At 43.6% G+C, this 24,666-nt stretch carries 20 protein-coding genes; 10 read left to right on the plus strand and 10 right to left on the minus strand.

The genetic code is table 11. The features are described 5' to 3' along the window. Positions 1-96: 96 nt before the first annotated feature. From H0R92_RS10150 to H0R92_RS10160, 3 genes are read left to right on the plus strand one after another with little or no spacing between them, the layout of a single operon-like run. Positions 97-3,054, plus strand: coding sequence for a chromosome segregation SMC family protein (locus H0R92_RS10150; RefSeq protein WP_432964107.1), 2,958 nt, complete (start codon positions 97-99; stop codon positions 3,052-3,054). Next, positions 3,038-3,385, plus strand: coding sequence for a hypothetical protein (locus H0R92_RS10155; protein WP_432964110.1), 348 nt, complete (start codon positions 3,038-3,040; stop codon positions 3,383-3,385). The genes H0R92_RS10150 and H0R92_RS10155 overlap by 17 nt, the downstream gene beginning before the upstream one ends. After that, positions 3,382-5,244 carry a hypothetical protein gene (locus tag H0R92_RS10160; RefSeq protein ID WP_432964113.1) on the plus strand — a complete coding sequence of 621 codons (1,863 nt, stop codon included), beginning with the start codon at positions 3,382-3,384 and terminating at the stop codon, positions 5,242-5,244. Before H0R92_RS10155 ends, H0R92_RS10160 begins: the two co-directional genes overlap by 4 nt. An 84-nt stretch (positions 5,245-5,328) precedes the next feature. On the opposite strand, the gene H0R92_RS10165 is transcribed toward H0R92_RS10160, so the two are convergent. The 6 genes from H0R92_RS10165 to H0R92_RS10190 all read right to left on the minus strand — a co-directional run bounded on the left by H0R92_RS10165 (position 5,329) and on the right by H0R92_RS10190 (position 11,044). Next, positions 5,329-5,892 carry an ATP-binding protein gene (locus H0R92_RS10165; RefSeq protein WP_432964116.1) on the minus strand — a complete coding sequence of 188 codons (564 nt, stop codon included), beginning with the start codon at positions 5,890-5,892 and terminating at the stop codon, positions 5,329-5,331. Between the two features lie 85 nt (positions 5,893-5,977). Then, a complete protein-coding gene (locus tag H0R92_RS10170) occupies positions 5,978-6,319 on the minus strand; it encodes an anti-sigma factor antagonist (RefSeq protein WP_432964119.1) in 342 nt (113 codons plus the stop codon). 87 nt (positions 6,320-6,406) lie between these two features. Then, complete coding sequence (locus H0R92_RS10175; RefSeq protein ID WP_432964122.1) at positions 6,407-8,062, minus strand: GAF domain-containing SpoIIE family protein phosphatase; 1,656 nt, start codon at positions 8,060-8,062, stop codon at positions 6,407-6,409. A 27-nt stretch (positions 8,063-8,089) separates the two neighbouring features. Then, positions 8,090-9,004: a transcriptional regulator gene (locus H0R92_RS10180; RefSeq protein WP_432964125.1), complete on the minus strand. Its 915-nt coding sequence runs from the start codon at positions 9,002-9,004 to the stop codon at positions 8,090-8,092. Then, entirely contained in the window at positions 9,001-9,672 is a 672-nt protein-coding gene (locus H0R92_RS10185; RefSeq protein ID WP_432964128.1) for a metallophosphoesterase, read from the minus strand. The genes H0R92_RS10180 and H0R92_RS10185 overlap by 4 nt, the downstream gene beginning before the upstream one ends. Before the next feature lies 1 nt (position 9,673). Further along, positions 9,674-11,044, minus strand: a complete 1,371-nt coding sequence (locus H0R92_RS10190) for a tetratricopeptide repeat protein (protein ID WP_432964131.1) — start codon at positions 11,042-11,044, stop codon at positions 9,674-9,676. 140 nt (positions 11,045-11,184) lie between these two features. On the opposite strand from H0R92_RS10190, the gene H0R92_RS10195 reads away from it, so the two are divergent. Together H0R92_RS10195 and H0R92_RS10200 are read left to right on the plus strand one after the other, a co-directional pair. Further along, the gene (locus H0R92_RS10195) at positions 11,185-11,952 is read left to right on the plus strand and encodes a tetratricopeptide repeat protein (RefSeq protein ID WP_432964134.1); all 768 of its coding nucleotides are present in this window, start codon (positions 11,185-11,187) and stop codon (positions 11,950-11,952) included. Next, positions 11,924-14,176, plus strand: a complete 2,253-nt coding sequence (locus tag H0R92_RS10200; protein ID WP_432964137.1) for a tetratricopeptide repeat protein — start codon at positions 11,924-11,926, stop codon at positions 14,174-14,176. Before H0R92_RS10195 ends, H0R92_RS10200 begins: the two co-directional genes overlap by 29 nt. Positions 14,177-14,284: 108 nt before the next feature. Here H0R92_RS10200 and mutL read toward each other — a convergent pair whose 3' ends face one another. The 4 genes from mutL to H0R92_RS10220 are packed head-to-tail and all read right to left on the minus strand — an operon-like array spanning position 14,285 to position 19,507. Beyond that, positions 14,285-16,258, minus strand: a complete 1,974-nt coding sequence (mutL, locus tag H0R92_RS10205) for a DNA mismatch repair endonuclease MutL (protein WP_432964140.1) — start codon at positions 16,256-16,258, stop codon at positions 14,285-14,287. Positions 16,259-16,265: 7 nt separating this feature from the next. Then, entirely contained in the window at positions 16,266-16,502 is a 237-nt protein-coding gene (gene xseB / locus H0R92_RS10210) for an exodeoxyribonuclease VII small subunit (RefSeq protein WP_432964143.1), read from the minus strand. A 19-nt stretch (positions 16,503-16,521) separates the two neighbouring features. Continuing rightward, on the minus strand, positions 16,522-17,739 hold the full coding sequence (gene xseA / locus H0R92_RS10215) for an exodeoxyribonuclease VII large subunit (RefSeq protein ID WP_432964146.1): 1,218 nt from the start codon (positions 17,737-17,739) through the stop codon (positions 16,522-16,524). A gap of 52 nt (positions 17,740-17,791) precedes the next feature. Beyond that, entirely contained in the window at positions 17,792-19,507 is a 1,716-nt protein-coding gene (locus H0R92_RS10220; protein WP_432964149.1) for a glycoside hydrolase family 13 protein, read from the minus strand. 250 nt (positions 19,508-19,757) lie between these two features. Here H0R92_RS10220 and H0R92_RS10225 point away from each other — a divergent pair, with 250 nt between their 5' ends. The 5 genes from H0R92_RS10225 to H0R92_RS10245 all read left to right on the plus strand — a co-directional run bounded on the left by H0R92_RS10225 (position 19,758) and on the right by H0R92_RS10245 (position 24,664). Further along, a complete protein-coding gene (locus H0R92_RS10225; protein ID WP_432964152.1) occupies positions 19,758-20,528 on the plus strand; it encodes an MBL fold metallo-hydrolase in 771 nt (256 codons plus the stop codon). 15 nt (positions 20,529-20,543) lie between these two features. Continuing rightward, positions 20,544-21,413: a methyl-accepting chemotaxis protein gene (locus H0R92_RS10230; RefSeq protein WP_432964155.1), complete on the plus strand. Its 870-nt coding sequence runs from the start codon at positions 20,544-20,546 to the stop codon at positions 21,411-21,413. Positions 21,414-21,487: 74 nt separating this feature from the next. Then, positions 21,488-22,963 carry a spiro-SPASM protein gene (locus tag H0R92_RS10235; RefSeq protein WP_432964158.1) on the plus strand — a complete coding sequence of 492 codons (1,476 nt, stop codon included), beginning with the start codon at positions 21,488-21,490 and terminating at the stop codon, positions 22,961-22,963. Then, on the plus strand, positions 22,938-23,936 hold the full coding sequence (locus H0R92_RS10240; protein WP_432964161.1) for a glycosyltransferase family 2 protein: 999 nt from the start codon (positions 22,938-22,940) through the stop codon (positions 23,934-23,936). The genes H0R92_RS10235 and H0R92_RS10240 overlap by 26 nt, the downstream gene beginning before the upstream one ends. Next, a complete protein-coding gene (locus tag H0R92_RS10245; protein WP_432964164.1) occupies positions 23,933-24,664 on the plus strand; it encodes a cytidylyltransferase domain-containing protein in 732 nt (243 codons plus the stop codon). The genes H0R92_RS10240 and H0R92_RS10245 overlap by 4 nt, the downstream gene beginning before the upstream one ends. The last annotated feature ends 2 nt before the right edge of the window (positions 24,665-24,666 follow it).

Consider the following 24,666-nt stretch of genomic DNA (forward strand, 5'->3'; position numbering starts at 1 on the left):
CTCTATTTTATTCAAGAGCGGAAAAACGAAATTACTTTTGCCCGTATAATTGACTACATGTATCATTCAGGGTAAAATAGATGAAGAGGGGTTTTTGTGTTTTTAAAAAATCTTGAAGTTTTTGGTTTTAAATCGTTTGCCGACCGTACCCGTATTGAATTTTCCGCAGGAATTACCGCTCTTTTAGGCCCGAACGGCTGCGGTAAAAGCAATGTTGTCGATGCGGTAAAATGGGTACTCGGCGAGCAGGCTGCAAAAACAATGCGAGCCGAAAAAATGGAAGATGTTATTTTTAACGGAACCGAAAGCCGCAAACCTTTAAATGTTGCCGAAGTAAGCCTTACCATTTCAAACGATGAAGGCTTGCTGCCCATCGATACCAGCGAAATTACGATAAAACGGCGCTTATACCGTTCCGGTGAAGGCGAATATTGGATAAACAATCAACAGTGTAAGCTGCGCGATGTGCGGGAATTGTTTTGGGATACCGGAGTCGGAAAAGCCGCGTATTCCGTTATGGAGCAGGGAAAAATCGATCAGATTTTGTCCAGCAAGCCCGAAGACCGCCGATATTTATTCGAAGAAGCGGCGGGTATTACCCGTTTTAAAGTAAAACGCGCCGAAGCCGAACGAAAACTCGAACGAACCGAAGACAACATGCGGCAAATCGAATTGACTTTAACTGAGGTAAAACGTTCATACGATTCTTTAAAAATTCAAGCCGATAAAACGATAACCCACCGTAAATTAAAAGACGACATATTCAATTATGAATTGGACATTCAATTGTTGCGCCTTAAAGGTTTTATTCAAGACAGGCATAACCGGGAAAGCGATATCGAAAAAGCCCGCGAAGGGCGCAGCCGCGTTCAAGCTCAAATGGACGAAGTAAATGCGGCTATGTCCGAGCATATGGATGAAGTTAATGAAATGGAATCCCGCCTTGTTAAAATTCAGCAAAAAATATACGGTCTTGCGATAGAAGAGCGCTCAAAAAACGAACAATGCCGTTTACTGGAACAAAGCAAACATGAAGCAAAAGAAAAAATAAATCAGCTTGAAGTAAAAAAGAAGGGTGTAGAAGAAAAAATCGAAATACTTACCGACGATGCCGACGAACAGGAAGGCAGTTTACATAATCTTAATAAGCGGCTTGAAGAAATTGCAAAAAATATTTGTTCGTTTGAAGAAAACATTACGGTTGCCGGCAGCCGCATCACCGAAAACGACAGGCGCAGCGTCGAAATCGAAAAAGAAATAAGCGTTCTCGATGTAAAACGTTCCGAGCTTCAAAAACAATTGGAAGCTATAACCGAAAATATCGTAACGCAGCTTGACATAAAGCTTAAAGAAGCCGGTTATTCGGTGCAAGGGGCAAAAAATGCACAAGACAGGGTTGAAAATCTTGTAGCCCAGCTTAAAGTACTTGCAAGCGGCCGGCGAAAACTTTTTTCGGATTTTGCGGCTGCCGATTCTCCTTCAAAAGCGGATATCTCCCGTTTCGGTTCGGCTGCGGTGAGCGCTTTTAGCGAAATTGAAAAACTGCTGGAAAATTTGGAACAAGCCGTTAAAGCCTATGTGTCCGTTACGCCGAGTTTTATCGAAGAGTTTTTATCGCCGGAAGGCATTATAACGCAAAAACGTTCCATCGATTTGCATATTCAGCGCAATACCGAAAGCGTTAATGAAAAACGCGAACATATAGTTTCATTAAAATCACAAAATTTGGACCTTGCGTTAAAGATGGAAGAATACCGCGTTACTTTGGAAAATTTGCGTATAAATCAAGCGCAAATGAAAACGCAAATCCAATCGGCCGAAGACCAACTGCGTCTTTTGCACCGCGAACTTTCCGGTCAAGAAGCCGTTTTGCATGATTTACAAAACGAACTGTTTACCGAAACCAAACGTTTTGATGATATCGATACTCATATTGCCGATATGCGCGAAGAAATAGCCGGCATTCAAAGCGAAGGCGTTTTGTTGACAAAACAACTTGAGAATCTTGAAAAGACGATAGATTCCCGAAACACCGATGTTGCCGGAAAACGGGAAGTGTTAACGAGGCTTACATCCGATATAGGAAAATTCCAACAGCAGCTTGAAAAAGCCTCTCTTGATTTGGCAACCGCCGAAACCGAGATTCGAAACATTCAAGAAAATTTCCGTGATACGTATTCGCGCGATTTAATGGAATTTGAAGAAAGAATGCTTACCGTAAACGTTCCGGCCGCTCAATTACGCGAACAGTTGACTTTGACACGTCAAGCTTTACGCGATTTGGGCAGCGTCAACTATTTGGCACCCGAAGAATTCGCCGAAACAAAAAAACGCTTTGATTTTTTAACCGTTCAAATTGCGGACTTACAAAAGGCAAAGGATGACCTTAAGCGGATTACCGAAGAAATCAGAGCCGAATCGACCGAACTGTTTTTAGCCACATATAATAAAATAAAAAAGAATTTTCACAATATGTTTCGGCGCCTTTTCGGGGGCGGCCGTGCCGAGTTGAGATTGGTCGATCCGCAAAACGTGCTTTTATCCGGTATCGATATTTTTGCTCAGCCGCCGGGAAAAAAACTTGAAAACATCGCCCTTTTATCCGGCGGTGAAAAAACAATGACGGCGGTTTCGCTTTTATTTGCAACCTATATGGTCCGTCCTTCGCCCTTTTGTTTGCTTGACGAAATCGATGCTGCATTGGACGAAGCGAACGTTTTGCGCTTTGTTCAAACCTTGCGCGAATTCGGTAATGTCAGTCAATATATCGTCATTACGCATAATAAAAAGACGGTAGCAGGCGCCGGCACCCTTTTGGGGGTTACAATGGAAGAATCCGGCGTAAGCAAACTTATTACCATTAAGCTTGAAAATGACAGCGAGGGGAATATCATTCTTCCGGAACCCGAACCCTTTGAAGAAGAAGATGTCGAACCGGAACAAAACGTATATATTCCTCCTCACCCTCCGAAGCGCCGAAAAACCGCCGCCGGAACTCCTGTTCCCGAAACCGAAGACGGTTCCGAAAAACCTTCGGATGTTCAAACGGATTGATAGGGGAGATGCCGTAGTGGAAAATGTAAAGCGTTTGTTCATTATAGGTATATTGATTTTTATTATTATTTTGTCCGTGATTTTACTTATCGGGTACGGCACAAAAAAAAAGTTTTATGCTCAGCCTGTTCGATATTCAATAAACGAAGCGCCTTTTTTGCCGCTTGAACCCGGATTGCAAGATGCCTATATCTATGCGAACGATACGGCTTCTTTTTGGACAAAAGAAGCTTGTGAAGTATGGTTTACAGCTCCCGACGGAAAGCTGCTTGAACAGCTTGAAAATTCCAACGATATGATGGTTAAACGAATTTTGGAGAGTGCGCCGTGAAAATTGCCGTATCTTTAGTTGCCGCAATAAGCATACTGTTTTTTGCGGTAAGTTGTAAAAGCTTACCGCCGGAAACAAAAAGTACCGAAACCGAAAACACCGCCGTTGCCGAGCAAAAAAAACCTATAGCCGAGCCTCCTGTTGATGTTGAAGCTGTCGGCAAACCGAAAACGGCTCAAACGGATAAAAATCGGGATAAAACCGCACCTCAAGTGGTTGTTCTCGGACACGATACGCAGCTGAAGCAAAACCCGGAAGTGCAGGCGCCCAAAGACGGCGAAGCTGCCGCCCGAAAAACGCCGGCTGCGAAAAAAATATTAAAACCTTCGACTCCGAAACAAGCCCCCGCTTCTAAAAATATTATAAAACCCGCAGTTCCCAAAGGGCATAATGCTGCCGAAAAAGGAGTACAATCTGCGCAGGCAGCGGCTGCAGAAGTCCCGGCAAAGTCCGCAGCGGCTGCACCGACGGCTCAAGTACCCGAGGCGGCGGCACCCGCTCAAACGGTACGGCCGGCTGAAAAAAAAGACGCCGAGCAAAAAAAACCTATAGCCGAGCCTCCTGTTGATGTTGAAGTTGTCGGCGAACCGAAAACGGCTCAAACGGATGCGCCGCCGGCATCCACAGATACTGAAATGCCGCCGGTACCTGTTTTAAAGTCGGCCGCCCCTGTTGAAGTGCCTGCAACATCGGCAAAGTCGGCGGCACCCGCAAAGCCGGAAAAAACGGAAACAAAACAAACGGCACATAAGGACGCACAAATTAAAACACCGCCGGCATCCACAAATACTGAAATGCCGCCGGCATCCTCAAGCATTGAGTCGCCGCCTGCATCCTCGGATGAAGCCGGAAAAAGACGTGTAAAACGCAGCGATGAAATTGCAGTGCGCGAACAAACCGAAAAGGGCAGGGCGCCGGCACCTTTAACGGCGGACAAAACCGCCGATTTACCGAAAAAAAGCGGTGTTTTTTTTGAAGAACCTGATGTCGTATTGGAAGTTCCGTCCGAAAATCCTAACATACTGTCCGAACCTCAGGTTGTATCGCTGTTTGAAACCGAATCGGACTATTCCGCCGATTTGCAAAAAACGGATGATAAACTGCCTGCTCCGATTGTTCCGCAGCGTTTTGTACGGGCAAAACGCAATCAATTTATAGATATCCCGTATCCGGGTAAAAACTGGGTATTTTTAGGCGAAATCGAAGCCGGCGACCCGCCGGCAGTGCGGTATGTAAACCGCGTACTTGCCGAACACGATACTCTGTTTTCAATTCAAGCAAAAAATCCGGGAAAAACCGTATTGCATTTTTATAAACGCGATCCGCTTAAAAATACTCATATCGATGATTATGTCGAGATTGAAGTAAGCGATGAAATGCTGACGGGAAATGAGCGGGTTAAAGCCGCCGATGCCGTTTTTTTATCGTCGGCATCAAGTGAATATTCATACGATGCCGCACCCGGCGCCGTAACCGAAGCTTTGGAAACCGATAAAACAAGCGCCGAAAAAAGTGCAACGCTTTTGAAGCCGGCGGATAATGCTGCGGTCGGTTCGGCCGAACGGCAAACGATAGATGCCGAATCCGTATACGCGCAAGCGGAAAAAGCGTTTGGTGAAAAACGCTATGCGGACGCTTTGTCTTTTTTAGCTGCCTATGAAGCTTTGCCGGATGCAAAACTTGACAAAGCATTGTTTTTACGCGCACGTATTTTCGAATCGGATTCCGATTTCCGCAATATCCGCAAAGCTTTGGACAACTATGAAAAGATAATCGATTTTTTCCCCGAAAGCGGTTTTTGGCCGGAAGCAAAAAAACGCAGCACCTACATAAATCGATTTTATTTTTATATAAGATAAAGAAATATAAAAAAAGTTTTGTAAAAAAGGAGTGCTTTAAAAAGCCGGGCTTTTTTAATTTTTAAGCACTCCTTTTTATACGGATTATTCTGCGTCGATATTTACGCCGTGGCGCTTTTTAGGAAACTTTTTTAACATGGCAACGCAATTTCTTTTTGACGTATATACAAAACCGCCGTTCCAATATTCCAATGCCGCAAACAGGGCATTGCCTCCGTCTTGATCGTCGCTGTCTTTTGTTCTAAACGAAACATAGTCGGCCAATTTTTCAAAATCCTGTGTGTGCAAATATTCAAGACGTTTACGGTTAAATTCGTTCCATGCTTCCAGATCTTTAAATCCTTTTCCCTCGTCTTCCACTATTAAATGGGCATGGGTAGGGCTGAACGAGTACCATACCTTTACTTTCTTTTTTATGTCGCATTTATTTCCGTGTTTTACGGCATTTTTTATAACTTCGCTGATTTGCTGTTCAAGCAAGTTGATTTCCTTAATTTCCATCGGGGCGGATTGGACGATTAAAAGGGTAAAATATCGTATTTGTCTGAAATCGGACGGGAATTCTTTATACAGCAAATCGGTACGGTCAAATAATACATCATTATCATCACATCGCAATTCTTTTATTTCATCAACTTTTTTCGGCATATTTATCTCCTAAATAAAATACATGTGAGCGGTTCGGTTGTTATTGTCGAAAAAACCGCTTAAAAAATAAAGGTCTTTAAACAGATTATTTACCGGTAAAAAGACCGATGGCTTCTTCGACGGTATTTGCAATGGGGAAATACCCCATTAATTTGGTCAGTTCAATAACTTTTTTAACGGAACCGTGAACATTGGTAATTGAAAGCTTTAAATTCATTTTTTTTATTGTCGAACAAATATAAATTAAAGCTCCTATTCCCGATGAATCGATATAGTCAACTTGTTCAAGATTGATAATGAAATTCTGCACTTTTTTTTCAAGCATTTTCATTACCAATTCCTTTAATTTGTATGAGTTATACAAATCCATTTCTCCGTTTACATCAATGATGTAAATCTCTGCACTTTTTCTTATTTTTAGTTCCATATTCACTCCTATAAAACTATTTCAGCAAATTCACTTTTATTCAAAAACGAAACGCTTATCAAAATGCCGTTTCCCTCAAAGGTCTTTTTACTGTATTTTCAAAACGACAAGACTTTGATCGTCATGAGAAACGGCATTTCCCATAAAGCCGGTTAAATCCGCGTAAACCGCATCCGCAATTTGTGTGCCGTCACGTAGAGCATGTGCCCCTATAACTTCTTTTAATCTGTTCTCGGAATATTGAAGACCGGCATCGTTTACGGCTTCAATCAAACCGTCCGTATACAATACAATCAAATCTCCCGTATTGAGCTGTACCGTGTAATCCGAATATTGTGTGGTTTTTTCAACACCGAGCGGTTCCGATTCGGAAGATATTTTTTTCCAGTGTTTTTCAGCCGACGCAAAATAAAGAACGGGAGAAGTTCCTGCGGTTGCAAATTGTATTTTTTTTTGCCGTGCATCATAATTTATCAAAGCTGCGCTGGCGTAGTGGTCGATATTTTTTTCCAAGGCGATTCCCCTGTTTGCCCATCCCAAAATCGTTGCCGTCGTTTGGGGCGTATTTATAATAACACGTAAAATCGCTCTGATCATAATCATAATGGTTAAAGATACCATCGATTTTCCGGTTACGTCCGCCAATATAAACGATATGCGGTCGGTGCGTGACGGAATAATATCGAAATAATCGCTGCACACCCCTTCAACCGTATTAAAAAAACTTCCCACGGAAAGGTGCGGCAGCGGGGGAATTTTTTTCAAATACAAGGTATCTTGCAGCTTCCCCGCAATATAGGCTTCACGGGTAAGTTCGGCATGTTCGCTTCTTTCTTGAAACGCATACATGTTTTTTACGGCAATACCGATAAAATCGGCAAGAATCTGCACTTTTTCAAGATCGTCCGTATCGAATTTTATATTGCCGATTTTGCGGGCAAGTGCGATAACGCCTACAACCGCTTCGCTTACCTTTACCGGCGTAAAAATATAGGACGATGCTTGTAAAAAGTCTTCTTGCATATTTTGAAATACGCGCGAATCCGATTGCGGCGAAAGAATTAATTCCTGATTTCCCGTTTTAACGATATGACCGAAAATATTGTCTTCAAATGAAAAATCGGCGTTTTTAAAATGGCTTCGTATCATATCTTCTTTTATGGGGAAATTGTCCGGAAGTTTATACGGCGGAGGAAAATCCCCGCACAGCGATTTTACCGATACCAAGTCTTCAAAATCGTCTACAAGCAATAAGGCCGAACCGTCGGCATCGGTATGCTGCATCACAATACCGGTAAGCCGATCCGCAAACAGTGTTAATTCCGATTGTGCCGAAATCGCGTCCACGGATATTTCTACAATGTTTTTACCGGCTTCCATAAGCTCATTGTCGGCGGAATTGTTTTCGCCGCGTCCGCTTTTGCCGGACGCGCTTTTTTTTCGGCGTAAATAGCTCTTTAAATCGCTTTTTCGCTCTTGTTCGGGTGACGTTTTATGAAAAAAAACAAGAGAATACAGGATAAACAAAAAGCTTTGCGATAAAATCGTTACCGATAAAAGAAACAAACTGCCCGTTTGCAGGGCGAAAATACTTCCTGCGCCTATAACGGCACATGCTAAAAATTGAAAGATGCTTATATGCACCCTTTTTACTTTTAAAATAATAAACAGTACCAAAAGCACCGCATTTACAGCAAGAGTTAACAGCAGCGGTATATAAGCCAATGAATCGTCAATTATCATAAAAATCTCCTGCAAATAGTATCATTGTTATTTTCTAAGGTCAAGAGTATATTTAACTTTGTTAAAAAAATGCCTTAAGGAAAAAGTTCCGAAAGAACCCCGTAATTCTTCCGCAGCGGTATCCAAACTTATATCGGACCCGAATTTCTTTTTTAACTCGTCCCAATATGTTATAAGCCATACATACATATCGGAAACGGTCCGTTTTTTGAATTTTCTCATAATACGCTGCTTTTTTATAATATGAACTACCGGCATATATACGCTATTATACCACGACAAAACGGCTTCTGTCATCTCTATGTTTTTATTTTCATTTTTTTGCATATATTCTTTGTGGTTTTCTATATGATTGTAAATGACATCATACTCGCCGACGGCGGAAAAATCCAAATTCCAATCATCCGTTATATCGCCGAAGCCCGTTTCCGAATAAAAGACACGTTTTTCATAATCGAGGACACGTTTTAATATTTGTTTGCGCGTCATGCCCGGTTTTAATTTTATTTCGCTTTGTAAACTTATAACTTCCGCATCTATGTTTTCAACGCCCTTTGCCTTTGCAACCGACACGCGGTGATTTCCGTCGCGCACAAAATACAAACCGCCGATTTCATATAGCTGTATGGGCGGTAAAATAATATCATTTAAATGCGCTTCATCTATGCGTTTCCACCGGTTTTTTAAATGTATGCTTCGCGGGAAAAAATGGCTGTCGAAATCTTTATAACGTCCTTCGCTTCCCGCGATAAGATATACCGGTATAACTTGCATACCCAAATATACTTCGTTTTTCGGCTTCAGCCATTTTTTTATATCGCCGAACGACAGCAGTTCCGTTTCTTTTAGCGTTAAAAAATTTTGTAAATCGTTAAATAAAGCTTTGTTCCGCGCTTTGTTAAAATCGTTTTCAGTTTGGAGCGAATTTTCCGCAAAGGTCATTTTACACCTCCGAATTCAATTATATAATGGCTGTATGCATTTACAATTGTCGTCGAATTCCATTCCGTAACTCGTTTTTCCTGCAAATCGTATAAGTGTATATGTCCGTGAACCATATATGCGGGCTTGAATTTCCGTAAAAACCATAGGTAGCAGGCAAAACCGGTGTGACACCTGTCTTTTTTATCGTGAATGCCCAGCGGAGGGGCATGGGTTAAAAAAATGTCCACATAGCGGCCGTAGCGCAATTTATTGTATAATAATTTCGGCAGCATTTTTAAAAGCATAAAAAACATTTGCTTGTCGGTATATTGGTTTTCGCCCCTATTATACAGCATCGAACCGGATGTTCCGGCAATAAGCAGGTTTTCTTCCCGCAATACTTTAAAACCGGCATATATTGCCCCGTGTGCGTGGCTTAAATCGCCCGTATGGCGGTCGGTGCTGTAGGGAGAATCGGCTTTTCGATGATAGTATGGAAATTCTTCCAAATTATGATTGCCGAAAATAAAATAGGTAGGCTTATTCAACACCGATACGATATAGTCCACATATTCCATCGGCAAATCGCCGGCACATAATACCAGATCGATGTCTTTAAAAAAATCCTTTGCCGCTGAAGAATATACGATAGGATCGATTTGATCGGAAACACAAAGTATTTTCAATCTAAATATCTGCCTTACTTAAAAGCTGTTGTAATTTTTCTTTACCCACAAGCTCTAGCGGACGGCTTTCGGCAAAGCTGATTGCCGAACGGGTAAAATCGGAACTGGTACATACAATTCCTTTTACATAGTTTTGTTTTTTTATTTCATCTACAAGGCTTCTGAGCACGGCTTCTTCTATGGGGTCGGATTCGCGGTAAAAAACCAATAAAACAAGCTGTTGGCGTACATTGCGCCAGTTTTCGTTTTTTGCATCGACCGCGATAATTTTACAGCCGTATTTTGTAATATTGACATCTTTCGGCGAACATTGCAAACCTTTTATGGCAACCGATTTGCACAATTCCCCGAAGGGCTGCTCGGATGCGGTAAGGTATTCTTTCATGCTGTCGTTATCCTGCAAATCTTTATATTCTACCAGTTTTGCACTTACATCGCGAAAATTTTTATTTTTTTCGGCTATTTTTTTCCATTGGACTATTGCCAAATCTATTTTTCGCTGCATTTCATAACAGCCGGCCAAAAAATACCGCGCATATAAGGTTTCTTTGCTTCCTTCGTCTTTTGACGTTTTTACGGCACGGTCGAACTCGTCAACGGCTTTTTCGACATTATTTGCCGCCATATAGCAAGAACCCCGTTCTATAAGCGATCTTTGACGGAATTCGGGATCGCGCAAAGCTTTTTCAAAGGCATTGACCGCTCCGGCGTAATCTTTTGAGTCTTTAAGTATTTTTCCCAAATAATAATAAAACGAAAACATATCGGGACTCAAAGACAATGCGTGATCTATGGCTTTTTTTGCTTCGCCGTACTGTTTGGATCTATAGAGAATCATACCGAGCGCCGCATAGGCTTTTCCGAAGCGTTTATTGGCTTTAATGGCCATGTTGTAATATCCGAGTGCCTGGTCGGTTTTATTTTTCTTTTCGAACAATACCGCCGCGTTATAAAAGTTTTCCGCATTTGTCGGTTCGAGTTTTGTAAGCAAAAGATATTCCTGCAAAGCTTCGTCATCGTGATTAAAACGGGCATATAATTCCGAGCTTAATTTTCTGAATTCTTTTTCGGGAATATTCATAGTGTCGAAAACCGCATTTTGGCCGACCGTTTTAAATTCCATTAAAGCCAACTCCGGCTTGTTGTCGGCTAAATATGCTTTTCCTAAATAATAATGCGCCTTATAATCGCGGCTGTCGCTTGCAATAATCGCCTTTGCCGTTTTGATTGCGGCCGTCGTTTTTCCCTGTTTTAACAATCGTTGAATACTTTCGATTTTTTTAGGAACGACAAAAGATTTAATTAAAAAAAAGGCTAAAAAACAAGCTCCCACACCGAGTACACAGATGAGAATTATCTGAAAAGTATCCATCAATCCTCCGATATTGTTATTGAAAGAGAGTCTTTCTTATGATAGTATTGACAGTAGTATAAGCGAGAACAATTACTATGGATAAAAAACTCTATGTAAACAGTATAACAGTTTTCTACGGTCTTTGTATACTGCTTTTTTTGAATTTCTTTGCTTTATATGCGCGCGACTCGCTGCCGGAAGTGTCGGATGCTTACAGTGAAGGAGAACGATTGTTTCGCATCAATCAGCCGGAAAAAGCGATACCGCTTTTACAAAAATCGTTATTGGAAAAAAAATCGGCTTTGACCGTTTATAATTATCTGGGAACGGCATATATGCAAACGGGCGATACCCGAAAAGCTTTGGAAATATTTTTACAGGGGACTGCAGTACCGGGAACCGATAAAAAAAGTTTATACTATAATGCCGGTAATGCCGCTTTTTTGCTTGCCGATTTTGCAAAAGCCGAAGAATATTTTTCGCTTTCGCTTGCCGCCGACTCTTCATGGGCTTCTTCGTATTTGAATAGGGCAAACACACAAGTCCATTTGGGAAAATACCGCGAAGCGATAGATGATTACAATAATTACCTTGTTTTGGCCTCCGATTCCGCTCAAAGTGCCGAAATCAAGCGTATGATCGGCGCTTTAAATGACGAATTGGCTTTTCAAGCGCAAGAAGCTTTGCGTAAAGCCGAAGAAGCCGAGCGTATTAAAAAGGAAGAACAACGTTTGCAAGCCGAGCGTGAGCGTATTGCGGCGGAAAAAGCACGCTTGGAAGCCGAAAAAGCGGCAGCCGAAGCCGAACGCAGACGAAAAATACTTGAAGAAGTATCCGCCGCTTTACAAGCCGGCTCATCGACAAATGTTTCGGCCGGCACCGAAGGAGTTTTAGATTATGAGTACGAAGAAGTTGAACTTGAATAAAGAAGAATGGAAAAAAAAGTGGGACAAAGAAAGTCCCAAATACTCTTGGGACAACGCCGAAGAAAGGCTTGCCGAAAAAAAAACTCGGAATTCCTCAACCGCTTTTGAACAGGAAAAAAAAACGGCACAGTCTTCATATTCTTTCGGTAAACCGCAGTCCGTTCCTGCGGAAAAACGAAGTTCCGGCATAGGAACAACAATAAACAGTGAAAACCGCGATCCGGAAAAGCGAAAAAAACGCATACTTGTTTTGTTAGTGACCCTTGCATCCGTTTTTTGTCTTTTTTTTGCAACCTTTATTGTGGCTTCGGCCGTACGGGGGTGTCAGCAAAAACGGAATATTCCGGCTTTAAGCGCGGCGGAACGCCAAAATACGCTTGCCCTTGCGCGCAGATATATCGAGCGCGGCGAATACGATCGTGCAATGAATTTGCTCGACCAGCTTCTTATTCAAAATGCCGAAGATGTCGAAGCGCTCGCATTAAGCGACAGCATCCTTGCATTAAAAGGGCAAGCCGATTCGAAAAACAGTCCGAAAGCCGATGTAAAGATTGATACCGGCGATATAGAACGGGCCGTTGACCGCATGGCTGCGGAAAATGCCCGTGTTGCGCGGGAAAATGCAAAAAATGCCGCCGCTTTGGCCGAAATGGTAAAAAAACAGGAAGAGCAAGCCCGTATCGAAGAAGAAGAGCGGGCGGCAAAAAAACGCGCTCAAGAACAGGCGGCGGCGGAAGAAGCAAAACGTAAAGCCTATGAACGCGCTCTTGCGGAAAAAAATGCGGAACTGCAAAAAACGCTTGCACGCATAAACGATGAAGTCGCTTCGGGGAAGGCAGGCTTGCTTTCCGGACGGTATAACGATGCGTTGGAGCATTTTAAAAAAGCGGATTCCTTATTGCCGCCCGAACCCAAAGAATTGGCCGGCGGAAAACTTGCCGAAATAGCGGGTTTGCTGTCTTCCGCCGCCCAAAGCGAACCGGATAAAGACAAACAGCTTTTATTAAAAGATGCGGCTGTCGCATATGCGCAAAAAAGCCTTTCTTTTACGCCGGACAATCCGGTGTCGCATTATGTGCTGGGAAAAGCGGCCGCAGACGCAAAAAATTATCCTGAAGCTTTAAAAGAATTTACCTTGGCGGTTCAAAAAGATTCTTCAAATCCCCTGTATTTTTATGAATTGGGTAAAGTTCAGTACACAATGAAAAAATACGGCGAAGCCCGTTCGTCTTTTGAATCCGCCGCAAAATTTGATTCGTCTTTTCACCAAGCATGGTTTAACGCTTCGTTGGCATACAACCGATTGGGAAGAGTTGACGATGCCGTTGCTGCCCTTCGTAAAGCCGTTTCGGTGAACCCCCAGTATGATACCGCATGGCTTCAGCTTGCGCGGCTGCAAAATCAAAAAAACGATTTTACCGGAGCGGCCGCTTCATACAAAAAGGTATTGGATATAGATTCGACGAATATCAATGCGCTGCGTGAATTGGGTTCGTTATACGGCGGTCAGCAAAATTACGCCGATGCGGAAAAATATTTTAGAAAAGCTTTAACCTATGCCGACACGGATCCGGTAACGAACTATAATTTATCGACCGCCCTGTTCGGACAAAATAAGATGGACGATGCGCTGAGCTATGCACAAAAAGCGGTAAATGCGGCGCCTCAAAATCCGGTATATCACTATAATGCAGGGCTGATACAGGAAGTTTTGGGACGTTTCGATGCCGCCGTAAAATCCTATGCCGCATCGCTTAAAATAGACCCGAATCACATAAAAGCGAATATAAATTTGGGCAAACTCTATCTTGATAACGGCGATATTGAAGGTGCCTTAGCGTATTTAACAAAGGCGGTGAGTCTCGATAAAAGCAGTTTTGAAGCCGTCAATAATTTAGCCGGCGCATATTTGGCAAAAAAAGACTATGATAATGCAATAACGTATTTTTTGACGGCATTAAAACTTGAGCCTAAAAACGAAACCGCAAAGATGAATTTGGCAGGCGCCTATGCATCCGCAAAGCAATTCGACAGTGCAAAAACACTGTATACGGAAATATTGCAGCGCAATCAAAATAATTCGGAAGCCTTTGTCGAATTGGCAAAGGTATGCATCGCTTTGCAGGATAATAAAACTGCCGAAAAATACTTGATTGCCGTTCAAGCAAAGGATCCGAATTTTCGTAAAGATGAAGTAAAGGCTTTGCTTGAATCCGTAAAATAAGCGAAATCGTTAAGCGGGGCGGTTAAAACGGTTAAAAGCGCCTTTGTTTTTCGGCGCATATCTTAACGCTGGCGCGTGTCTTACCGCTCAGCGCGTAGATTTTACCGCTCAGCGCGTACGTCTTACGGCTTGAAACAGTTCGTCCTTTGTGATTTTTTTCCATATCGGGCGTCCGTGTGGACAATGGGGATCTTTAAGAGAAAATATGCGGACTAAAAGTTCTTGTGCCGTTTGAGGATCCAACATATGGCCGTCCTTTACGGCGCTCCTGCATGCGCTTGTTGCAGCAAGAGAGCGGATAATTTCGCCGGGAGCAATACGTTTGTCGAGTAAATCGCTTTGTAAATCCCGTTCCGTTCCCTGCCATTTTGCCGGCACCGATTCCGCCTCCCATCGTCCCGAACCGCAGTTTTTCATTGTAAAGCCCGCTTTTTGCAATTCGGGAAGCAGGTTTTCAAGATATATATCATCGTCGGGACTCGGCGTTTCGATAACAAGGGGAACCAGTAATGCTTGCGTTTCGCCGGCGCTTTCCAAAAAACTTTCAAACAATATGCGCTCGTGTCCGGCATGCTGATCTACAAGATATAAATCACCGTCTTTTTCCGCAATTAAAAACACACCCAAAGCCGAACCTATGTAACGCAAACTGCCGCTTTTTTGTTCCGTGCCGCCTTGTTTTTCATTGCCGTGCAGGGTATCGCGGTTTAAGCCGTCCCCTTGTTCGTCTGCGGAAAAGGCGGTGCGTAAATCCGCTTGCGCACCGCTGCGGAAAAATGCGGCCGTCCGGTTTATGTGTGCATAAGCGTTATGACAGTCGGACAGGCGCGTATCGCTTAAGCTGCTGTTTTGTAGCGCCGTATCTTTTAGCGCCGCATTCGGCAATATATCGCTATGCCCCGTATCCGTTTGTGCGCAGTAACCTGAAAAGCGCTCACCTGCATAATCGCTGTCCGATTCGAAAAGATGTCCGTTTTGTGTTTCGTACAGGTTTTGTGCGTGCTGCCGGTTTTCCCGCGTCAAAGAACGGATACTTGCATTTTTATAAAAATTGCGAACGGCCGTGCTGATACTGTGGTGAATGGGGCCTATATCTTTAAATCGTACTTCCTTTTTTGCAGGATGAATATTAAAGTCGACAAGCGAGGAATCTATATTTAAAAACAAACATGCCGCCGGATGAGTTCCGTTGGGAAAATATCCTTCGGCACCGTAGTCCATAGCTTGTAAAAGAGCGTATTCCTGTACTCTTCTGCCGTTTACAAAGACATACATAAGTTTGCGGTCGCTTCGGTATATGCCGGTTTCACCGAGTACAATCGAAAAACTCCACGGTTCGCCCTGCGCTCTGCTGTCGCTGAGTCCTTTTTCGGTATCCGGATGAGAATGTATTTCATAAAAAAGAGAAGCGTGTTCGTTCATTTCCAATGCGCTGCAAAACCGTTGAGTTAAACTTTGCCCGGCGGGAAAATCAAAGCGGATTTTGGAATCGCAAATAAAACGGAATGCCGTATTCGCAAAGGGCAGGCTTTTATCGATAAACGTTTGCTTGCATAAAGCGGTTTCGGCTTGCGGTCTTTTTAAAAAACGATGCCGTGCGGGAAAATTATCGAACAACCCCCTGCATAAAGCCGTCGTACCGGCAGGAAGCGTTGCGGGGCTTATCGTTTGTTTGCCTTCCGGTCCCGTTTCGATACGCCATGCTTGTCCCTGTCTGCTTGAAGTGATTTCCAAACGGCTGACCGCCGCAATCGAAGCAAGGGCTTCACCGCGGAAACCGAGCGTTTTAAGCGCTTCAAGGTCGCTGTCCGATGTGATTTTACTGGTTGCATGCGGATGCGTACACAGTTCCAAATCTTCTTTACTCATTCCGCATCCGTTATCCGCAACACGTATGCAGCTTATGCCGCCGGACTCTATTTCGGCTGTAATTCTGTCGGCGCCCGCATCGACTGCATTATCCAAAAATTCGCGCAATACCGCAGCCGGACGGTCGATAACTTCTCCTGCCGCTATTTTACGCGCAACTTCCGGGGCCAACGTTTTAACCGGTTTAATATGTATGATGTCCCTTGTGTTCATAGCCGATTTATTCGTCGCCGACCGAACTGAATAAATCAAGTTCCGGTTTGTCGGCCGGAGCGGACGGTTGATTTACCAATTGCTGAATCTTTCCCTCTATTTTATCCAACTCCTTTTCCATACCCTTTGCCAAAGCGATGCCTTCTTCAAACATTTTTAAAGCATCTTCAAGTTTTATGTCCGTTTTTTTTATATCCGCACCCAATTGTTCAAGGCGCTGCAATTTTTGCTCGAAGTTTTTCATATTACTCCTTTTATACCGATTACTCTTTTGTAACAATAACCCGTATGTTTCCTTTATAGGGTTGTATAAGCAAGTTTTGTCCGCTTACCGTTTGGCTTGCATCTTTAATGATATGTCCGGTAACGCTGTCCGTAACAACCGAATAACCGCGTTCCAAAATACTGCGCGGATTTGCCGCCTCCAAATCTCTGCGTGCAAAGGCGATTCTTTGTTTTGCCGTATCGATGCGTTCCTGCACGGAAAACAACAGCTCTTCTTTTGCGTCGTCAAAACGCTGCAAAATCGGCTGTTCGATACTTCGAAGTTTAAGTTCCAGATTTTCCGCAGAAAAAGATTTTACCAAAAGCCGCATGTTTTGTACACGGTTTTGCATGGTTTCGCATAAAGACTGCATACCCGATTGTATATCCTGTGTAATACGGTCCAAAAGCGGAACGGCAAGTTCTGCTGCAGCCGAGGGGGTCGGTGCGCGTATGTCGGCGGCAAAATCGCTTAATGCCCAATCGATTTCATGCCCAACTGCCGAAATAACCGGAATCTTCGATTCAAACACGGCTCTTACCGTACTTTCTTCGGAAAAGGGCAATAAGTCTTCAAGCGAACCGCCGCCCCTGCCTACGATAAGAACGTCCGCAAGCGAAAACATATTTGCCCGTCTAATTTGCATACATATTTGTTCCGCAGCTTCCGCTCCTTGAACGGCGCAGGGCAATATTGTAACCGAAACTTTCGGATTCCGTCTACGTGTAATTTGCAAAATATCGCGCAATGCCGCTCCCGTCGGGCTGGTAACGATGCCGATACGTTCGGGAAAAAAGGGCAGGGGTTGTTTTTTATCATTATCGAATAAACCTTCGGCTGCCAATTTTTGTTTGCGTTCTTCCAAAAGTTTTAAGATTTCTCCTGACCCGCTTTCTTCCATTTTTTCGACAATAATCTGATAGCTTCCGCGCAGGCCGTATACCGACAAAGAACCGCTTGCACGCACTTTTATGCCGTCGCGGGGTATAAACGACAAGCTTCGCGCCTTGCCTTTAAAAAGAACCGCCGCTATGGCAGCCGTTTCGTCTTTAAGCGTAAAATAAATATGCCCGGTACTTGAGGGGCGGTAATTGGAAATTTCGCCTTCGATTGTTACAAACGGAAAAGAACCTTCTATAAGGTCTTTAAGCATTTCCGTTATACGTGTTACGCTGAAAATTTCGGTGTTTTGCAGTGCGTTTTCGGGTAATGACATCCGTTATCCTTTACAATACTTGTGTGCGATTCTACAAGTTTCGCTTTTAAATCTAAAGCTGAAAAATACGCGCTTCATGTGCTCTGAGCATATCGATTTGTCCCTTTTCCATATTGCTGCACAGCATAGATAAACCGGAAAATTCGGCCGGTACTATATATTTTTTTATTTCACTGCTCAGTTTTACATTCTTTTTTGAAAAATTAAGCAAAATAAGACATGTTTGACCTTGAACGGAGCGGGTATATGCAAATACGTTTTTGGGGCTTTTTAAACGCCGGAACGTACCGTTCAAAAGAGCGGGAGTTTGTTCGCGCAGGGCAATAAGTTTTTTATAAAAGGCAAACACCGAATCGCTTCGTTTTATTTGTTCTGCGGCATTGATTACCGTATAATTTGCATTTACCTTAATCCACGGAGTTCCGGCAGTAAACCCGCCTTGTTTTTCCGCAGACCACTGCATGGGAGTGCGCGCATTGTCCCTTGACGTTTTTAAAAGCAGATTCCATGCTTTTTTTTCCGAAAAGCCTATTGTGCGCATCAATGTATGTATATTAAAGCTTTCAAGGTCGCGAAGATCGCTTATGCCGGTAAAATCGCCGTTTGTCATGCCCAATTCCTGCCCCTGATATATATAGGGAGTCCCCTTTAGACTGAATAATAAACAGGCTATGAGTTTTGCAAAGCGTTCGCGATCGGCCTTTTCTCTTTGGCTGCCCGTATAACCGCCGTAGCGGGATACGGTTCGGGGTTGGTCATGGTTTTCAAAATAGTTTGCGTTCCATGCAACGTTATTTTGCCATTTTTCAAGTATCGAAAACAGTTTTTCGGGCTTAAAGGGAACTTTAAGCCATTTATTGTTTATACTGTCGGCATCCATATGCTCGAACGAAAAAACCATATCCAGTTCGCCCCTGCTTTCATCGCACAGTTCTTTTGCATCCGAGGGCGTTACCATAACCGTTTCGCCTACGGTAAAACAGTCATAGCGGGAAAATACATCACGGCGCAATTCCCGTAAAATGCTGTGACATCCTTTTTGCGAAAGATAATGCTCTCTGCCGGTAAGAATAAGCCGTTTTTTGCCGTTTTTTAAACTTGTTTTGTAAATAATATTTATAACATCGCAGCGGAAGCCGGCTATACCCATATCGAGCCAGTACTTTAAAATACCGCGTATTTCTTCGGCAACCTTGGGGTTTTTCCAGTTTAAATCCGGCTGTTTTTTTGAAAAAAGATGCAAATAATATTGGTTTGTCGCCCTGTCTTTTTCCCATACCGTACCGCTGAAAAAACCCGTCCAGTTATTGGGTTCTTTACCGTTTTTTCCGCTTTGCCAAATATAATAGTCGCGGTACGGATTGTCTATACTGCTGCGGCTTTGTTTAAACCATTCATGTTCGTCCGACGTATGATTGATAACCAAATCCATAATGATTTTTATATCGCGTTTTGCCGCTTCGGCGATAAGACGCTTCATATCCGCAAGAGTGCCGAAATCCGGATGGATATTGCGGTAATCGCTTATATCGTAACCGTTGTCGTCGTTAGGCGAACAATATACGGGCGAAAGCCAAATGATACCGATACCCAAATCCGCAAGATAATCGAGTTTTGAAATAATACCCGGAATATCGCCTATACCGTCGCCGTTCGAATCGCAAAAACTGCGCGGATAGATTTGATATACGGTTTTATTTTTCCACCAGGGCAGGGAATCTTTATCGTTTTTTTTTCCCGCCTTTCTTTTTTTCAAATTAAACAACATAATTCCAGTATAGGTGAATTTTTAAGAAAGCGCAAGAACAAAGAAAATACGCTTATCGGCACACATATAGGCAGACATCGCGTACAGGACGCCTTGTTTGTACCGCACACAAAGTGCTGCGTCATTTTTGCCCGTGCATTTTGTACTCTATATATATTTTTGCCCTTGTATATCTGTCTGTTTGGAAGTATACTTACATACATAGCTGAAACGATACAGTATAAAAGATGTTCCGGGAGGTACGATTATAATGATACAGGCAGACGATATTCACGGTAAGGTTTTGTACGAAGATGCCGAACATACCTTTATTTGGCTCGGTGCCGAATCCAAATACCGCAAGGGTGCGGTACAAACCATGCAGTACCTTATTATAGATAAGGGAAGGGGAGTGCTGCTGGATCCGGGAGGGGTACATCTTTTTTCCCGCGTCGTAACCGCCGTGAGCCGTTTTATATCCGTAGATAAAATCGATACCATCTTTTTTTCACACCAGGACCCCGACGTTTCATCCGGTATTGCCCTGTGGCTGGGAATTACCAATGCAAAAGTATATATTTCCGAATTATGGATACGGTTTTTACCGCACTTCGGCATTGTCGATATGGAACGTATGATCGGCGTGCCGGATAAGGGGATGGATATTATGCTGCCCTCGAATTCCCGTATGCGCTGTATTCCCTCTCATTTTATGCATTCACCCGGACAATTCGGTTTGTTTGACGAGCGTTCGGGCATTTTATTTACCGGCGATATAGGCGCTGCCGTTTTCGGCGAACATGAAGAAACGCTTTTTGTCGAAAATTTTGACGAACACGTATCCTTTATTAAAGACTTTCACACGCGCTATATGGCATCCAATGCGATTGTCCGCCGCTGGACGGAAAATGTGCGCCGATTGAATCCGCGCATGATAGCACCCCAGCACGGCGCCGTTTATAAAGGCGAAAACGTCGAAACCTTTTTAAATTGGCTTTCCGAATTAAAGTGCGGCTTGGATTATATGGATACACTTTTTTAGTTTAGGCGGTGTGCAATGAGCGAATACATAAACAATCCCAATACGGTTATTGAAAATTTTACCGATGCCGTAAATAAAACGGTTGTGCAGTACAATAAAAGTATTGTTTTGGACTTTGTAACGACGCATTCGTTTCAAATTATCGACGAATCGATGGAACAGCTCCAAAAGGGTTTCGATACGATTGTTGCCGCCTTCGAACAAATACAGGCAAGCGGCAATGCTTCGTCGGCAAATACGGGCAGAGTCAATACTATGATGGCCGATATTTTGAACAACAACAAAAAACTGCATGCCGAAATCAACGAAAGGGTAAACGAAATTGAAGAAGCTTCCGTCAATGCCCGCAGTGCCGCCTCCAGTTTTGAAATTCTTAAAGATAAAACGGCCGACGTCGCCGAAATGCTTGCCGGCATTCAAGACGTTTCGGTTAAAACCGGCATTCTTGCCATCAATGCCTCCATTGAAGCCGCCCGTGCCGGAAAAGTCGGCAGCGGTTTTAGAATTATCGCAAACGAAGTGCGCTCTTTGGCGACACAAACCGGAGAATCTACCAAAAAAATCGAAGAAAAATTAACCGAATTCCGCAATACCGTTGACGAAATAAATAAAAGTATGACCCTTTTTATCGATTTATTTTCCCGTTTTCAACAGTCGTTTACCGGTGTTTTAAATAATTTTAACGAAAATGCCGCTACTCTTGACGAAGCCGGCAATTCATTGGCGGAAATAACCGCTGCGGTAAAAGAACAAGCATTGGCAATGAAAGACGGATTGCAGTCTTTGGAAAAAGTAAACGAATCTTTGCACGATACCCATGCAATCCTCGACGTCGTTCAAACAAGTCATGCCTTTTTGGATACCTTATTGGAACAAAAAGAATAAGATACCGTTTTTCCGAAACCGAAGGCATGGAATGTTCTTATAAAACTTTTTTTAATGCCGATATTCAAAAAAGTATGAAAGCTTTTGTATTTTTATATGCCGCGGAAATGACCGATTTCGCTTTTCGAACGGATTTTAAAGGTGTAAGCGCTCGCGATAAAACGGCGCTGTGGGCGAAACATATCGATACGAGTATCGGAACACAGAGCATAGATGACAAAATGACGGTTGCACAATTACTGAGCCGTATGGAAACGGTTTTGCATGAAAAAAAAGCCGATTTTGCCGTTTATGCGTGGGCGGATTGTCCTTTTTTAAACGATGCGCTGACATCCGAGCTTATTGCCTTGCATACGCGCTATAAAGCCGAGTACAGTTTTGCAGACGGTTATCCTTACGGATTGACGCCGGAAATAATAGATGCGGGTACGGTACGCATATTATCCGAACTTGCCCGCTCGAAACCCGATTTGGGAAATGCGCCGGTAAAACGCGATTCTTTGTTTTCGCTTTTAAAAACCGATATCAATTCTTTTGAAATAGAAACCCTTATCGCCCCCGAAGATTATCGCTATTTGCGCCTTAGTTTAAACTGTTTTTCGCTGCGCGACAGCTTGTGCTGCCGCCGTTTACACGAGCTGTGTCCGGATACGGCAAATGCCGATATGTTGTGCAAAACGGCGCAAAATTCGGAACAAGTGCAGCGTACGCTTCCGTCTTTTTATAATGTGCAAATATATTCGAGCGGAAAAGCCGAAAATATATATGAAGTGCAAACGGCGGCGGCGGCCATGGACTTTAAAAAATTCAAATCCTTTTTAGCGGATGCGTCCGAGTTTTCGCCCGATGCGGTAATAGGCTTATCTTTTTTAGGAGATCCGGTATACCATCCCGACTTTGTTTTGTTTGCCGAAGCCGTATTGGCCCGCCCCGAATTTTCCCTTTTAATAGAAACGGACGCTCAAAACTTGGATATAAAGACGATAGAACGTATCCGGGCCGCCGCCGCCGACAATGCAGTACGGAATACCGGATATAAGGCGGTCAATTGGATTATAAAACTCGACGCCGCCGACGAAACGGTATATAAGCGCATTCATACGGCAGGCAGTCTTGAAACCGCCGAAAATGCCGTACGGACATTAAAGCCGCTTTTCCCCAATGCCGTATATCCGCAAATGGTCCGCATACATTGCAATGAAAACCAGTTGGAAGCTTTTTTTAGAAAATGGAAGGCTGACGGAGAACTTATTATTCAAAAATACGATCATATAAGCGGCTTTTTGGAAGATATGCGCCCCGCCGACTTATCTCCGGCTTTGCGTACTCCCTGTTGGCATATAAAGCGCGACATGTGTATATTGGCGGACGGCCGGGTTCCGCGCTGCAAGGCGGCTGTTTTTAACACGGAAGATTTTTACGGCAATATTTTTACGGACGGTTTGGAATCAGTATGGAATAAGGGCTATCCGCGATTGCGGGAGCAATTACAGGGAATCTATACCGGAGACTGCAAAAAAAGCGATGAATACTATACCTTTAATTTTTAACGAACGTCAGATACAAAGAACGGTTTTAGGAGGTTCCGTTACACCCCTTTCCGATTTTTCATCATCGATTGCCGCCATACTTTTAAACCGAAGCGGTAATCATTATTGTGCCCGAAATATCGAAAATCTTTTTACCTGCGGTTTCAGTGAAATTATCGTCGTTGAAAGTTCAAGCAAAAGTTACAGCTTGGAAGATCTTTCCCAACGCTATCCGCCGGTAAAATTCATCGTACCCCTTGAAGAGCTTACTGCCGGCGATATGATAAACATCGGTATAAGCGAAATCAAATCCCCATATGCGCTTGTTTTGTGGGATGATATAAAAATCGCACCGCCCATTTTAAGCGAAAGTTTGGTACGAAATATATTTGGTGCAGAGCGCTTGTGCACGGTTCCCTTTTTGCAATCGTCAAACTTGCGCAGTTTACCGGTTAAAATGGATCCGGTTATAGAAAAAAATACTTTTTTTGCCCGTCCCGCTTCGGTTGCGGGAGCTAAAAAAACAGTATATCCGTTTGACTTTATAGGGATATACAACAAGCAAAAATTTATGCAATTGGGCGGTTATGATTATACGATTGTGTCGCCGTATTGGCAAAATTTGGATTTTGCATTGCGCGGATGGCTTTGGGGCGAAGTGTTTGAATTTTTTTCTTCGTTTAGGATTTTATATGACGGTGATCCGCCTGCCGAGGACATGACGGCCGACTGTACGCAATTGAGGTTTTTTTTAAAAAACTGCGCTCCGGTTTTCAAATCCGATTGTGCGTATATACCCAAACTGCGGTATTTTGATTTTTTACGCCGCTGTCCGGGCGGACCTTTTAAAGCCTATGCTTTGTTTGCGGATGCGTGCTCATGGACGTATAAAAATCGCTTTCGATTTAAAACCGATATTGTCCGGTTTACGCAAAACTGGAAAGCCGAATCGGCAAACGAAAGCGCACATATACACGGCAGGATACATACATGATTCTTGTTGCCGTTCAATGCCGCTTAGCTTCGGCACGTCTCCCCGGTAAAGCCTTGTTTCCCCTCGGCAGAGAATCCCTGCCCCTTGTTGCGTGGACTTTGCGTGCAATGAAACGGGTACCCGCGGACGCTTATTGGCTTGCCTGCGATACCGCTTCATACGATACGTTGCAGCCGATTGCATACAATCAAGGATGGAATTGCTTTGCCGGGCCGGAAGATAATGTTTTGGAACGCTTTTGTCTGCTCGCGCAAAAAACGGGAGCCGATGTCATAGTCCGCGCAACCGCCGATAATCCTTTTTTGTTTTATGAAGCGGCCCAAGCGTCCGTTAAAGAGTTTTTGCGCCGTACATGCGATTATTTTACCTATACCGGTTTGCCGCACGGAAGCGGTATTGAAGTTCTTTCCGCCCGAGCTCTTATAGAGGCGCATAAACGGACGCGCGATGCTTTTGAATGCGAGCATGTCGGCCCCGCACTTTATAATCATAAAGATACGTATACGTGCATTTTCGAACCTGCCCCGAGTGAATGGAATTATCCGCATTTACGCACCACCGTCGATACGGCCGACGATTACCGCAATGCATGCCGGGTATGCAGTTTTTTGGAGCAGCGTTTTTTTGCGGGGCAAAAGGAAGTGCCCCCGTATACGGCTTGCAGTATCGTAGAAGCCGTACAAAATAAAAGCCCGCAAACATGCGGTGCGGATGGGGAAAAAAGGTAGCG

This window comes from Treponema sp. OMZ 840 (assembly GCF_050937815.1).
In the GTDB taxonomy this organism is placed as follows: domain Bacteria; phylum Spirochaetota; class Spirochaetia; order Treponematales; family Treponemataceae; genus Treponema_C.

What these genes read in the sequence shown, in the direction of transcription:
- xseA (WP_432964146.1), bottom strand. Translation starts at nt 17,739, where the DNA reads ATGTCATTACCCGAAAACGCACTGCAAAACACCGAAATTTTCAGCGTA.
- mutL (WP_432964140.1), bottom strand. Translation starts at nt 16,258, where the DNA reads ATGAACACAAGGGACATCATACATATTAAACCGGTTAAAACGTTGGCC.
- H0R92_RS10165 (WP_432964116.1), bottom strand. Translation starts at nt 5,892, where the DNA reads ATGCCGAAAAAAGTTGATGAAATAAAAGAATTGCGATGTGATGATAAT.
- H0R92_RS10180 (WP_432964125.1), bottom strand. Translation starts at nt 9,004, where the DNA reads ATGACCTTTGCGGAAAATTCGCTCCAAACTGAAAACGATTTTAACAAA.
- H0R92_RS10230 (WP_432964155.1), top strand. Translation starts at nt 20,544, where the DNA reads ATGAGCGAATACATAAACAATCCCAATACGGTTATTGAAAATTTTACC.
- H0R92_RS10235 (WP_432964158.1), top strand. Translation starts at nt 21,488, where the DNA reads ATGAAAGCTTTTGTATTTTTATATGCCGCGGAAATGACCGATTTCGCT.
- H0R92_RS10155 (WP_432964110.1), top strand. Translation starts at nt 3,038, where the DNA reads ATGTTCAAACGGATTGATAGGGGAGATGCCGTAGTGGAAAATGTAAAG.
- H0R92_RS10220 (WP_432964149.1), bottom strand. Translation starts at nt 19,507, where the DNA reads ATGTTGTTTAATTTGAAAAAAAGAAAGGCGGGAAAAAAAAACGATAAA.
- H0R92_RS10170 (WP_432964119.1), bottom strand. Translation starts at nt 6,319, where the DNA reads ATGGAACTAAAAATAAGAAAAAGTGCAGAGATTTACATCATTGATGTA.
- H0R92_RS10175 (WP_432964122.1), bottom strand. Translation starts at nt 8,062, where the DNA reads ATGATAATTGACGATTCATTGGCTTATATACCGCTGCTGTTAACTCTT.
- H0R92_RS10200 (WP_432964137.1), top strand. Translation starts at nt 11,924, where the DNA reads ATGAGTACGAAGAAGTTGAACTTGAATAAAGAAGAATGGAAAAAAAAG.
- xseB (WP_432964143.1), bottom strand. Translation starts at nt 16,502, where the DNA reads ATGAAAAACTTCGAGCAAAAATTGCAGCGCCTTGAACAATTGGGTGCG.
- H0R92_RS10190 (WP_432964131.1), bottom strand. Translation starts at nt 11,044, where the DNA reads ATGGATACTTTTCAGATAATTCTCATCTGTGTACTCGGTGTGGGAGCT.
- H0R92_RS10225 (WP_432964152.1), top strand. Translation starts at nt 19,758, where the DNA reads ATGATACAGGCAGACGATATTCACGGTAAGGTTTTGTACGAAGATGCC.
- H0R92_RS10240 (WP_432964161.1), top strand. Translation starts at nt 22,938, where the DNA reads ATGAATACTATACCTTTAATTTTTAACGAACGTCAGATACAAAGAACG.
- H0R92_RS10245 (WP_432964164.1), top strand. Translation starts at nt 23,933, where the DNA reads ATGATTCTTGTTGCCGTTCAATGCCGCTTAGCTTCGGCACGTCTCCCC.